This is a genomic window from Streptomyces sp. NPDC059256 (assembly GCF_042753785.1).
Taxonomy (GTDB): Bacteria; Actinomycetota; Actinomycetes; order Streptomycetales; family Streptomycetaceae; genus Streptomyces.
In genome coordinates this window covers 78,648-91,065 of sequence record NZ_JBHYZO010000025.1, presented here as the reverse complement: position 1 = coordinate 91,065, position 12,418 = coordinate 78,648, and the positions used below count along the sequence as shown (strand labels likewise).

General features: G+C 68.3%; 12 protein-coding genes. 2 read left to right on the top strand and 10 right to left on the bottom strand.

Annotation, left to right across the window (positions count from 1 at the left end):
- Positions 1-107: 107 nt before the first annotated feature.
- On the bottom strand, positions 108-1,682 hold the full coding sequence (locus ACFXJL_RS31050; protein ID WP_384697914.1) for an MFS transporter: 1,575 nt from the start codon (positions 1,680-1,682) through the stop codon (positions 108-110).
- Positions 1,683-1,826: 144 nt separating this feature from the next.
- Positions 1,827-2,201 (bottom strand): cupin domain-containing protein, encoded by a 375-nt coding sequence (locus ACFXJL_RS31045; protein WP_329024742.1) that lies wholly within the window; start codon positions 2,199-2,201, stop codon positions 1,827-1,829.
- Positions 2,202-2,274: 73 nt separating this feature from the next.
- Here ACFXJL_RS31045 and ACFXJL_RS31040 point away from each other — a divergent pair, with 73 nt between their 5' ends.
- On the top strand, positions 2,275-2,748 hold the full coding sequence (locus ACFXJL_RS31040) for a MarR family transcriptional regulator (protein WP_358877895.1): 474 nt from the start codon (positions 2,275-2,277) through the stop codon (positions 2,746-2,748).
- 100 nt (positions 2,749-2,848) lie between these two features.
- Here ACFXJL_RS31040 and ACFXJL_RS31035 read toward each other — a convergent pair whose 3' ends face one another.
- From ACFXJL_RS31035 to ACFXJL_RS31010, 6 genes are all read right to left on the bottom strand, one after another.
- Positions 2,849-3,850 (bottom strand): TIGR03842 family LLM class F420-dependent oxidoreductase, encoded by a 1,002-nt coding sequence (locus ACFXJL_RS31035; RefSeq protein WP_384697910.1) that lies wholly within the window; start codon positions 3,848-3,850, stop codon positions 2,849-2,851.
- Between the two features lie 63 nt (positions 3,851-3,913).
- On the bottom strand, positions 3,914-5,320 hold the full coding sequence (gene hydA / locus ACFXJL_RS31030; protein WP_384697907.1) for a dihydropyrimidinase: 1,407 nt from the start codon (positions 5,318-5,320) through the stop codon (positions 3,914-3,916).
- Between the two features lie 149 nt (positions 5,321-5,469).
- A complete protein-coding gene (locus tag ACFXJL_RS31025) occupies positions 5,470-6,750 on the bottom strand; it encodes an aspartate aminotransferase family protein (RefSeq protein ID WP_358877898.1) in 1,281 nt (426 codons plus the stop codon).
- Entirely contained in the window at positions 6,747-7,589 is an 843-nt protein-coding gene (locus tag ACFXJL_RS31020) for a nitrilase-related carbon-nitrogen hydrolase (protein WP_384697904.1), read from the bottom strand. Before ACFXJL_RS31020 ends, ACFXJL_RS31025 begins: the two co-directional genes overlap by 4 nt.
- A 377-nt stretch (positions 7,590-7,966) precedes the next feature.
- Entirely contained in the window at positions 7,967-8,347 is a 381-nt protein-coding gene (locus tag ACFXJL_RS31015) for a PPOX class F420-dependent oxidoreductase (protein WP_384697901.1), read from the bottom strand.
- Between the two features lie 20 nt (positions 8,348-8,367).
- On the bottom strand, positions 8,368-8,622 hold the full coding sequence (locus tag ACFXJL_RS31010) for a helix-turn-helix transcriptional regulator (RefSeq protein ID WP_358877901.1): 255 nt from the start codon (positions 8,620-8,622) through the stop codon (positions 8,368-8,370).
- A 55-nt stretch (positions 8,623-8,677) separates the two neighbouring features.
- Here ACFXJL_RS31010 and map point away from each other — a divergent pair, with 55 nt between their 5' ends.
- Positions 8,678-9,445: a type I methionyl aminopeptidase gene (gene map, locus ACFXJL_RS31005; RefSeq protein WP_384697898.1), complete on the top strand. Its 768-nt coding sequence runs from the start codon at positions 8,678-8,680 to the stop codon at positions 9,443-9,445.
- 141 nt (positions 9,446-9,586) lie between these two features.
- On the opposite strand, the gene ACFXJL_RS31000 is transcribed toward map, so the two are convergent.
- Both ACFXJL_RS31000 and ggt read right to left on the bottom strand, forming a co-directional pair.
- On the bottom strand, positions 9,587-10,306 hold the full coding sequence (locus ACFXJL_RS31000) for a glycoside hydrolase family 75 protein (RefSeq protein ID WP_384697895.1): 720 nt from the start codon (positions 10,304-10,306) through the stop codon (positions 9,587-9,589).
- Positions 10,307-10,608: 302 nt separating this feature from the next.
- The gene (gene ggt / locus ACFXJL_RS30995) at positions 10,609-12,417 is read right to left on the bottom strand and encodes a gamma-glutamyltransferase (protein ID WP_384697893.1); all 1,809 of its coding nucleotides are present in this window, start codon (positions 12,415-12,417) and stop codon (positions 10,609-10,611) included.
- Between the last annotated feature and the right edge of the window lies 1 nt (position 12,418).

Here is a 12,418-nt window from a genome sequence, read left to right as displayed (position 1 = left end):
GTACTCAAGCCGAAGCCCTCACGCTTTGGTGATGTGACGGACCTTCCGGGCCGAAATGCCCGGAATGCCGAGACCTGGCCACGGTCTTGGCAACGATCACATGGCCATCAGGCCCGCGCACCCGGCGTATCGGCAGCCTTCGCAGCCGGTTGGGGGGCGGGCGGCATGGGCGGCTTCGGTGCGGTCTTCGGGAGCCAGCGCAGGGCCACGGCAGCGGAGAGCAGGGCGAAGGCCGCCGCCACGAGCATGGTGACCTCCATCCCCGAGAGATAGGCGTCGACCGCGTCGCTCATCAGCGCGGGAGCCCGATCACCGAGCTGTGCGGCGTCGACCGCCCGCAGGGTCCCGCCGATCGACCCGGCCGCCTCCTCGCGGAGGGCCTCCGGAAGCACTTCCACCGACTTCTCCATGTCGGAGCGGTACACCACACCGAGGATGCTGCCGATCACCGCGACCCCCAGGGCACCGCCGACCTGACGCATCGTCTGTGACACCGCCTGCCCGGCACCCGCCTTGACCGGGGGCACCACGGACATCAACGAGGCCGTGGCCGGCGCCATGATGCAGCCCCAGCCGAGGCCGAAGACCAACTGCGCCACGACCAACAGCCAGGTCGGCGTATCGGCCGTGAACTGACTCATGATCACGAAGGAGAGTGCCATGACGACCGAGCCCGCGGCCACCACGGCGCGCGGACCGAACCTCAACACGAGTTTGGGGCATCGGGCCGACATCACCATCGAGCCCACCCCCATCGGCAGCATCAACAGACCGGCTTCCATCGGAGAGAAACCGAGCACGGCCTGGTAGTAGAACTGCGTCACGAAGATGGCGCCGATGAGGGCGAAGAAGCAGAACGCGATGGCTGCCGAACCCGCCGAGAAGCGGGAGTTGCGCAACAGACTGACATCCAGCGACGGCGCCGCCATGCGCGCCTCGATCACCACGAGGAGTGCGAGCAGCGCCATGCCACCGACGATGGCCCCGAGCGTGCCGGCGCTCAGCCACTCATTGTCCTCGCCCCCCATCACAATGCCGTAGACCAGCAGAGCCACCGCGACGATGGACAGCAGCACACCAATGGGGTCGAACTTGGCGGGGGAAGGGTTCTTGGACTCGGGGACGAGCCACAGCATGAGGGCAACGCCCGCCACGATCAGCGGGGCGTTGATGAGGAAGATCGAGCCCCACCAGAACTGCTCAAGCAGAAGACCACCGAGCACCGGCCCCACGGCGAAGGCCACTCCGGCTGCCGCCGCCCAGGCCGCGATGGCCTTCGGGCGCTCCATCGGCGGAAAGACGTTCAGGATGATCGCGAGCGTGACGGTGGGCACCACGGCCGCTCCCACGCCCATGACAGCGCGCCACAGGATGAGTTCCGTGACGGTGCCGGCGTACGCACCCAGGACCGAGCTGATGCCGAACACCATGAGTCCGACGATCAGGGTCTTCTTGCGGCCGAATCGATCCGCGCACACACCGCCGGTGAACAGGAAGGCCGCGAAGGTGATCAAGTAGGAGTCGAGAGCCCATTGGAGTTCGGCGTTGGTCGCATCGAGGCTCTGCTGAATCGGATTGAGCGCCACGTTGATGATCGTGAGGTCCATGACCACGATCAGTACGGTGACGGCGAGCAGAGCCAGGATCGCCCGGCGGCGCCCGCTACTGACTTCGGGGTTCATAACTGTCCTCGATGGAGTTGCGGTTGATGTTGGATTTCCCCGGCTTCGCGCTCGCGTTCGGGGTGCAGCACAGGTCCTGGACAGCAAACGGCCCGACCAGATCCATCGGGGGTTGGCCTGGTCGGGCCGGTCAGGGGAGGGATGTCACTCCGCCCAGGGCAGCGGAATCTTGGCCTCGCCGCCCGGCAGCATCGCCTTGCCCCCGACGACCATGGCGACCAACGCCTCGGCGGGGCTGCCCACGGCCGTGAGCCGCCGAACCGCCCCGGCGGAGAGGATCAGCGCCTGTCCGGCCTTGACCTGTTCGGTCTTGCCGTCCACCTCGACCTCGAACTCGCCCGACAGGGGCATCCACACTTGCTCGCGGTCGATGATGTGCACCGGAGTAGACGCATCGGCCTCAAGCTCCACACGCCAGGTGCTGACCTCGGCACTGCCCTGACTGGGACCTGCCAGACCGAACATCGATCCGGCGGGCGTGGTGGTCGTCCGCTGCTCGGTCTCACTGACCACGTACATGGAACCTCCTGTGTAAAGCTTCTTTACTTGCAGTGAGTAAAGCCACTTTATAGGCGTGTGTCAAGATGAGCCGATGGAGACCCACGACCCACTTGAGCCAACGGAGATCACCTTCCTGCTCGGAATGGCCTTCCAGCTGGTCCTCTCCGAGTTCGTGAGCCGTCTGGACGCCGCCGGATACGCCGAGCTCCGCCCCATGCACGGCCTGGTCTTCCAGGTGCTTCAGGGTCCCGGGGCAACAAGCAGCGAGCTCGCCGAGCAGCTCGGGGTCACCAAGCAGGCCGCGGGCCAGATCATCGACGACCTGGAGAAGCGGGGGTACGTCGAACGCCAACCGCACCCCGCGGGTGGTCGACGCAAGCTCGTCGTCCTGACCACCAAGGCAAAGGAACATCTGGCCGTCGCCGGCAGGGTCTTGCACGGACTGGAGGCTCAGTTGACCAAGCAGCTCCACGAGGTCGGCCTGGAGGTTCCGCGCGCCGAACTCGCCGCCATCATCCGAACGCTCGCGGGAGACTCGATCCCGCCGCTGCGTCCCGTCTGGTGATTCCACCGCCGCACACGGTGCTCGGCCCACGCGTCACTGCTGCCGGGCGGAGCGTCCGCGGGGAAGGGTACGCCCACCGCAGGTGGCGCACCCGGAAGGATCAGCCGTTGAGTGCGGGAATGACCTGTTCGCCGTAGGCGTCGATCGTGGTTTCCTTCGCGTCGTGCATGTTGTACACGGCGAACTGGTCGACGCCCAACTCCCGCAGAACCCTCAGCTTCTCGATGTGCGCCTCCGCGGGACCGAGCAGACAGAAGCGGTCAACGATCTCGTCGGGGACGAAGTCCGTGGACGGGTTGCCGGCGCGACCGTGGTGGCTGTAGTCGTACCCGTGCCGCTCCCTGATGTACGCGGTCAGGGCCTCCGGAATCACATCGGAGTGTTCACCGTAGCGGGACACCAGGTCCGCCACGTGGTTGCCGACCATCCCGCCGAACCAGCGGCTTTGTTCCCGGGCGTGCGCCAGATCGTCGCCGACGTACGCGGGAGCCGCAACACAGACCGTGATGGACGCCGGGTCGCGCCCCGCATCGGCGGCTGCCGTACGCACCGCCTTCACCATCCACTCCGTCAGATACGGATCGGCGAGTTGCAGGATGAAGCCGTCGGCCTTCTGCCCGGCGAGTGCGAGCGCCTTCGGCCCGTACGCCGCCATCCAGACGGGCAGCTTGCCGTCCTTCACCCAGGGGATCCGCAGCGGCTGTCCATCGACCTCCGCCTCACGTCCCTCGGCGAGATCGCGGATGGTGTCGATCGCTTCGCCGAGGCGGGCCAGGGTGTTGGGTTTGCGTCCCGCGACCCGCATCGCCGAGTCACCGCGCCCGATGCCGCAGACCGTGCGCTGACCGTACATGTCGTTGAGCGTGGCGAAGGTGGAGGCCGTGACCTCCCAGGTCCTGGTGCCGGGGTTGGTCACCATCGGCCCGACGACCAGGCGTTGGGTGTGCTCCAGGATGCGGCTGTAGATGACGAAGGGCTCCTGCCAGAGCACCGCCGAGTCGAACGTCCAGCCATGGGTGAACCCCTGGCGCTCCGCGCGCTGCATCAGCTCGACGACGGCCGATGCCGGCGGGTCCGTCTGGAGGACGAGTCCGAAGTCCATGGGTCGGGGCTCCTTGCTCCGCGGTGCTCGCGGTCGTGGCTGGGGTGACCGATCGGGCGGCGATCAGCCGAGGTACTGGCAGGTGCCCCGCGGGACGTACTGGCCGTGCCCGGCGCGGCCGGTGAACGCGCGCCGGTCGATGACCACCTCGCCGCGCGAGAGCACGGTCTCCACCTGGCCGGTGATGTTCCTGCCCTCGTACGCGGAGTAGTCGACGTTCATGTGGTGGGTCTCGACCGAGAGCGTCTGCTGCTGTCGCGGGTCATAGATGACGACGTCCGCGTCGACCCCCGGGGCGATGGTGCCCTTCTTCGGGTAGAGGCCGAACATCCTGGCCGGCGTCGCACAGGCGATCTCGATCCAGCGGCGGCGGGTGATGTGTCCGTCGAGCACGGCCTGATGGAGGAGGTCCATCCGGTTCTCCACGCCGGGCAGCCCGTTGGGGATCTTCGAGAAGTCGCCGCGTCCCAACTCCTTCTGGCCGGTGAAGCAGAACGGGCAGTGGTCGGTGGAGACGACCTGGAGGTCGTTCGTGCGCAGCCCGCGCCAGAGCGCCGTCTGGTGTTCCTGAGGGCGTAGCGGTGTGCTGCACACGTACTTCGCGCCTTCGAAGTCCGGTTCGGCAAGGTTGTCGGTGGAGAGGAAGAGGTACTGCGGACAGGTCTCGCCGAACACGTTCAGGCCCTTGTCACGGGCGACGGCGATTTCGGCGAGGGCTTCCTCGGCCGATACGTGGACGACGTACAGCGGTGCACCGGCGACCCTGGCGAGTTGGATGGCGCGATGGGTGGCCTCGGCCTCCAGCAGGGCCTTGCGGACCTCGCCGTGGTACCGGGGGTCGGTGCGCCCTGCCGCGAGGGCCTGCTCCACGAGGACGTCGATGGCGATGCCGTTCTCGGCGTGCATCATGATCAGTCCGCCGTTGTCGGCGGATCGCTGCATGGCGCGCAGGATCTGGCCGTCGTCGCTGTAGAAGACGCCGGGGTAGGCCATGAACAGTTTGAAGGAGGTGACCCCCTCCTGCACCAGCCGGTCCATCTCGCGCAGTGATGACTCATTGACGTCGGAGAGGATCATGTGGAAGCCGTAGTCGATGGCACAGTTGCCGTCGGCCTTGGCGTACCAGGCGTCGAGCCCTTCGCGCAGTTGGTGTCCGACGGACTGCACGGCGAAGTCGATGATGGTGGTGGTGCCTCCCCAGGCCGCGGCCCGGGTGCCGGTCTCGAAGGTGTCGGAGGCGAAGGTGCCGCCGAAGGGAAGCTCCATATGGGTATGGGCGTCGACTCCGCCGGGGATGACGTAGCGGTTGGCCGCGTCGATCGTGCGTTCGGCGGTCCAGGACTCGGCGACGGCGGAGCCGTGCGCGGCGAGTGCGACGATCCGGCCGTCCTCGATCAGTACGTCGGCGTGGACCTCGTCCGCCGCGGTGATGACGAGACCGCCTCGGATGAGAGTGCGAGTGCTGCTCATGTGCTGCTGCGCTCCCTACTGGTGAGTACGTGGTCGATGCGTGGACCGCTCCCGGTGTGCCGTCTCCCGCTGTGCCCCGCACCCGGCAGGGCCCGGACCGGCCAGATGCTCTCGGGCCGCCTTGCTCGGGCCCGTCGCCGATCGCCGTCCTAGGCGGCGGCGCGCAGCGCGTGCCCCATGATCGCGGCGCCCTCTTCCGCTTCCGCGATGGTCAACGAGAGCGGTGGGGCGATCCGTAGCACGCTGGTGTTGTGCCCGCCGCCCTTGCCGATCAGGAGCCCGCTCTCGCGTGCCGCCTCCAACACCCGGGAGGCGGCCTCGGGGTCGGCCTCGTCGGTACCGGGTTTGACCAACTCGATCCCGATCATGAGCCCCCGGCCGCGTACTTCCCGCACCGCGGGCACCTGGGCGCTGACCGCCCGCAGCCGTTCGATCAGCAGCCCGCCGACCCGGCGGGCATTGCCCTGGAGGTCGTGCTCCAGCAGATGGTTGAGGTTGGCGTTGCCCGCGGCCATGGTGACGGGGGAACCGCCGAAGGTGGAGATGGAGTTGGCGTCGAGGGAGTTCATGATGGCCGCGGGGGCGACGACTCCGCCGATCGACATGCCGTTGCCGATGCCCTTGGCGAAGGTGAGGATGTCCGGTGGCCCGTTCTCCGCGTGCGCCTGCCATCCCCAGAAGTGGTCTCCGGTCCGGCCCCAGCCGGTCTGCACCTCGTCGGCGATCCAGAGGATGCCGTGCCGGTCGAGGACCTCGCGGAAGGCCGCGTAGAGGCCGTCCGGCGGTGAGGTGAATCCGCCGACGCCCTGGATGGGCTCGGCGATCAGCGCCGCCACATCGCGGGTGTGGCCGAGGAGGTCTTCCAGATCGGCGACGCACGCACGGATGAACCGCTCGTCCGACAGTTCTGCGTAGGGGCCCCGGGTGCGCACTCCCCCATGGACGTACAGCGGTTGGATCGGGGAGAGCGTGGTGGTGGTCCAGGCGCGGTTGCCGGTGAGGGAGACCGCGGAGAACGACCGGCCGTGGTAGCTGTTGCGCATGGCCAGCACCTGGTTGGAGCGGCGGTAGGCGGTGGCGAGCAACAGGGCGGTGTCGTTGGCTTCGGTGCCCGATGTGGTGAAGAAGACCCGCGCGTCGGGGATGCCGGACAGCGCGGCGATGCGTTCGGCCAGTTCGATCATGGGACGATTGAGGTAGAGCGTGGAGGAGTGGATGATCCGCGCCGCCTGTTCGGCCACCGCTTTGGTGACCTCGGGCAGGGCGTGGGCGGTCATCGTGGTGAGGATGCCGCCGAAGAAGTCGAGGTAGCGATTGCCGTCGGCGTCCCAGACGTATCGACCCTCGCCGTGGGTGAGTTCGAGGGGCCGTTGGTAGTAGAGGGCCACCCAGTCGGGGATGACGGCACGGTGTCGGTCATGGAGGGTCACGGCTGCACCAGCCCTTCGTAGGCGTCGGGTCGGCGATCCCGGTAGAACGCCCACTGTTGGCGGACGGTGTCGATCAGGTCGAAGTCGAGGTCACGGACGAGGAGTTGTTCCGCCTTGTCACTGGCCGGGTCTCCGACGAACTGGCCGCGGGGATCGACGAAGTAGCTGGTCCCGTAGAAGTCGTTGTCGCCGTACTCCTCTTGGCCGACGCGGTTGATGGCGGCGACGAAGTACTCGTTGGCGACGGCTGCGGCGGGCTGTTCCAACTGCCACAGGTAGGCGGACAGCCCACGGGAGGTGGCGGAGGGGTTGTACACCAGTTGGGCACCGTTGAGGCCGAGTTGCCGCCAGCCCTCGGGGAAGTGGCGGTCGTAGCAGATGTAGACGCCGACCCGGCCGACCGCGGTCTCGAACACGGGCCAGCCGGCATTGCCCGGACGGAAGTAGAACTTCTCCCAGAAGCCCTTGACCTGGGGGATGTGGTGCTTGCGGTACTTCCCCAGATAGGTGCCGTCGGCGTCGATCACGGCCGCGGTGTTGTAGTAGAACCCGGCACCCTCGACCTCGAAGACGGGGACGACGATCACCATCCCGGTCTCGCGGGCCAGTTCCTGCATCCGTCGGACGGTGGGACCGTCAGGGACGGGCTCGGCCCAGCGGTAGTGCTCGGAGTCCTGCACCTGGCAGAAGTAGGGGGCGTTGAAGACTTCCTGGAATCCGATCACCCGGGCGCCCTGCCGGGCCGCTTCACGGGCGTGTTCCTCGTGCTTGGCAATCATGGATTCGGTGTCGCCTGTCCAGTTCGCCTGGACCAGTGCGGCGCGTACGACATTGGCCATGGGCTGCTCCTTCGGCCGGGCGTCAGCGAGCCTCTACGCACGTAGACACGGTACGTAGAGGGAGAACGTAAGCCCCGTCACACATCGGGGCAAGACCATCGGAGTCAACCCGCAGAATCGATCTTGTTTCACCCGAGCGGACGACGAGCCCAGCAACAACAGGGCTCACAACCGACCCAACCGGCCCCACCTGCACCCGGATACACCGTCAGGACGGTGGCAGAGGCCGGAAATGACCGTTCGACGGGCCGGCTGGACGAGTCGGCGAAGTCGCGAAGTCGCCGGAGAGGAACCGCCGAGGACTACCGGCCGGTCGACCGGCCGGAGCGTGGCCACAGCCACGACGCACGACGAGCCCCAGCCCCGGAAGCCTTCGGTCAGAGCGTCACCACGATGCCCGTGTGGGGCCGCTTGCCACGCCGAGCCACCATCGCCGGCCAGTCGACGAGCCAGAACTGCCAGGTGTACTTGTGGGCGAGCAGGGAGCGCACCCGCGCCGTGCCCTCCGCGTCCAGCAGTTCGGCCGTGCCCTCCGCGGTGGGGGCGCCTTCGGCGATCCGCCCGCGGACGTCACAGACGGAGACCACGACCCGGGAGTCATTGCGCAGCCGCTTGACCTTGTAGGAATCGGTGCGGGTCCAGGCGTAGAGCTTTCCGCCGTCTTCGGCGAACCACACGGGCGTGGCGACCCCGGTCCCGTTCTTGCGGAAGGTGGTCACGCTCAGATAGCGGGCGGAGGCGAAGTCAGCGGCGGTCACGGGACGAGCCTAGGGCACGCTCAGGCTGCGGGCACCAGAGCACAGCGGACCACCAGCTCGTCCATGGAGAGCCCGAGCGCGGAGGCGAGGGCGGCCACGGTGAAGAACGCAGGAGTGGGGGCGCGACCGGTCTCGATCTTGCGAAGGGTCTCGGGCGAGATCCCGGCGACCAGCGCGACCTCGACCATGCTGCGCTCGCCGCGCGCCGTACGCAGCATGCGACCGAGGCGCTCGCCGCGCTCGCGCTCTTCCGGGGTGAGGGGGGTACGAACCATGGCGTTATTCTAATGCCGGTATTCGAATACCGCTAGGACCGGTATAGTAATTGGCATGGTTGAGATCAAAACCGATCAGTCGATCGAAGCGATGCGTGAGGCCGGCAGGGTCGTTGCCGGTGCACTGACGGCGGCCCGAGAAGTCGCGACCGTGGGAACGACCCTGCGGGACGTGGATGCGGCAGCGCGGGCCGTCCTCGCCGAGGCGGGGGCCCGATCGCCCTTCCTCGGCTATCACCCCTCGTGGGCCCCCATTCCCTTTCCCGCCGTCGTGTGCGCATCGGTCAACGACACGATCGTGCACGGCATCCCGGACGACTACCGGCTGAGCGACGGCGATCTGCTGAGTCTGGACTGCGGCGCGATTCTCGCCGGCTGGGTGGGTGACTCGGCGGTGAGCTTCACCGTGGGTCGCGCAAGGCCCGAAGACCTCCGGCTCATCGAAACGGTCGAGGCGGCGCTGGAGGCCGGCATCGCGGCGGCCGTGGTCGGCCGGAGGATCGGCGACATCGCCCATGCCATCGGCCGGGTGTGCCGCTCAGCCGGCTACGGCATTCCGGACGGCTACGGCGGCCACGGCATCGGGCGGCGGATGCACGAGGACCCGGGCGTCCCCAACGAGGGCCGACCGAATCGGGGCATGGTGCTGCGCCACGGCATGGTGCTGGCCATCGAGCCCATGGTGATCGCGGGCGGCACGGACGACCACTACACCACCCAGGACGGCTGGACGGTCCGCACGATCGACGGCAGCAGGGCCGCCCACGCGGAGCACACGGTGGCCATCACCGATGAAGGGCCGCGCGTGCTCACCGTCCTGTGAATCGGCCGCCCGGGGCTCGTCAGCGCCCAGGTGCCCCTGCGCCTCCGGCCCCTGCGATCCGGTGACGTCGCGATCCCGTGCCATGTGGGAACCGGCGGACCGTGCCCCTCGTCGCCCTGTGGGCCGCCGGACCAGGTCCCGTCAGCCGTTCGCCACGAACTCCTTGGCCAGCGAGTTCCCGAGTGTCACCGCGGCGCTGTGGCTCTCGATCGGGGACACCTTGGAGTTCTTGAAGAGGATGTAGGTGACACCCGACCCGATCCCGCCCGTGGCCGGGTCGGGATCGATGCCGAGTGACTCGGCCATGGCGTAGGAGGCTTCGCCGATGATGCCGGTGGGCCCGGTGTCCCCGACGACTCCGTACCGGACCTTGCCGTCGTGGACCACGGCCACCACCGACCCGCCCTTGATCCCGAAGTCGGTGTAGCGCCAGGTGGAGCTGGGACTGGGCACCACGATGAACGGCAACTCCTCCGCGCTCAGCGGTCTGCCGTCCGACTGGTGGAAGGCGGTATCGGGGAGGAACCAGGGGTCGGTCTGGGCATTGCACCGGGTGGTGGCCCTGCCGTCGCAGTCGATGTCCAGATCGGCCGTCCAGAACACCGCCTCATCGGTGCCGCAGACGGGGACGGACTTGGAGCCTCCGGCGTCCTTGGCGTACTTCCCGCTGGAGATCTGCGTACAGCTCCCCGTCCTGGCCAGCAGCTCGGCCGCCCCCACGGTGCCCTCGCGCACACCGTACGCATCGGGGGTGACGACCCGCTGAACCGTCTCCGCCGCGGCCGGCAGGGCGGCGGAGCTCAGCAGGGCAGCCCCCGAGAGTGCGGCGACGAGAGCGGGGAGCAGGGTGGATGAGCGCATGGGAAGATCACCTTTCTGTGCGGAAATGCGTCCATACCCGCTCCCACACAGAACTGATCCCCCGCTGTTGGGGACATCGGTGCAGACCCTCGTACAACGACAGCGGCCCGTCCGGCAGTTGATGCCGAACGGGCCGTGGGTGAACGAGGGGCCGGACGGAGTACGCCCGTCCGGGCGGCGGTACCGCCTCAAGCACTGTCCGCCGCCGCGGATCGACTGACCCTCGCCCCCTCCGCGCAACGTCACCCTGGCAGGGCGAAACACCAGGCCAACCTGTATGAACCCGGCTTGGGCAACACCCGTTAGGGGTTGCCGCTGGGCCGCACCACCATCGCCGAACCGCCCCCTCGGCGCACCTTCTCGGCGGCGGCGAGCCATCGTCCATCAGGGAGCCGCTCGATCCCGGTCGCGGCTCCGATCTCCGCGTTGAGGCGGAAGCGGTGGCCGATCTTCTCCAGCTTCGCGCGCAGCGAGCTGTCCCAGAGTCCCGGCTCCAGTTCGGTCGTGGTCTGGTTGCGCTGGCTGGCCCGTGGCGCCGCGATCGCCTCCACCAAGGGGAGTCCCCGGTCCAGACGGCCCGTCAGGGTCTGGAGAACGGTGGTGATGATCGTCGCCCCGCCAGGAGAGCCCAGTGCGAGCACCGGACGTCCCTCGTCCAGGACGATCGTCGGCGAGATGGACGAACGTGGACGCTTGCTCGGACCGGGCAGGTTCGGGTCGTGCACCGCGGGGTTCGCCGGTGCGAAGGAGAAGTCGGTCAACTCGTTGTTCAGCAGGAACCCCCGGTTCGGCACGGTGATCCCGCTGCCGCCGGTGGACTCGATCGTCAGGGTGTACGCGACGACGTTGCCCCACTTGTCCGCGGTCGTCAGATGGGTGGTGTTCTCCCCCTCGAACGTGGTCGGCGCGGTCTTGCCCCTGTTGGAGCAGGCGGCGGGCCTGCGGGGGTCGCCCGGGGCCAGCGGGCTGGTGAGGACCGCGTTGTCCTTGATCAGGCAGCCTCGTGAATCGGCGAACCGCTGGGAGAGGAGTTCCTTGACGGGAACGTCCTCGAAGGCGGGATCACCGACCCATCGGCCCCGGTCCGCGAAGGCGATCCGGCTGGCCTCGATGAAGCGGTGCAGGTACTGGGTCTTGCTGGCGTCCGCCAGATCGGTGCGCTCCAGGATGTTGAGCGCCTCACCGACGCTGGTACCGCCCGATGAGGAGGGGCCCATGCCGTAGACGTCCAGGCCCCGGTAGGAGATCTTCGTGGGTGCGCGACGGATGGTGTCGTACGTCCGCAGGTCCTTGGCGGTGAGGTCACCCGGCCTGACCTTGCGGGTCACACCCTCGCCGACGGGTGGCTTGCGGACGGTGCGCACGATGTCCGTGGCGATGTCACCGCGGTACAGCGCCTGCGTGCCTTCCCGCCCGATCTCCTTGTAGGTGCGCGCCAGATCGGGGTTCTTGAAGACGGAGCCCACCACGGGCAGCTTCCCTCGGGGGAGGAAGAGTTCGGCGCTGGCCGGGAAGTCGGCGAAGCGGTCCTGGTTGGCCTCGGTCTGCGAGCGGAAGGTGGCGTCCACAGTGAACCCGTCGCGCGCCAGCCGCTCGGCGGGCTTCAGCAGCTCGCTCAGGGGCTTGCTGCCCCAACTGTCGAGCGCACTTTCCCAGGTGGCCGGCGTACCCGGGGTGCCCACCCCCAGGCCGCTGGTCTGGCCCTCGGCGAACGGGATCGGTTGGCCCTTCTCCTGGAAGAGATCGGGGCCGGCGGAGCGCGGCGCGGTCTCCCGGCCGTCGATGGTGTGGACCGTACGGGACCGGGCGTCGTAGTGGACGAAGAAGCCACCGCCGCCAATGCCCGCCGAGTAGGGCTCGGTGACGCCGAGTGCGGCAGCCGCGGCGATCGCCGCGTCCACGGCGTTGCCGCCTCGTTTGAGCACGTCGATGCCGGCGGCCGAGGCGTCCGGATCGACGCTGGCCACCGCGCCACCGTGGCCGACGGCCACCGGTGACTTCGTGGGTGTCTTCAGTAAGGGCTTGGGGTGGGAGGGCGCGGCGGCCCCCAGCGAGACCATCGCTGCCGCGACGGTCAGAACGGTCGCGCTGCGGGCGGCGGTTCGGCCCATG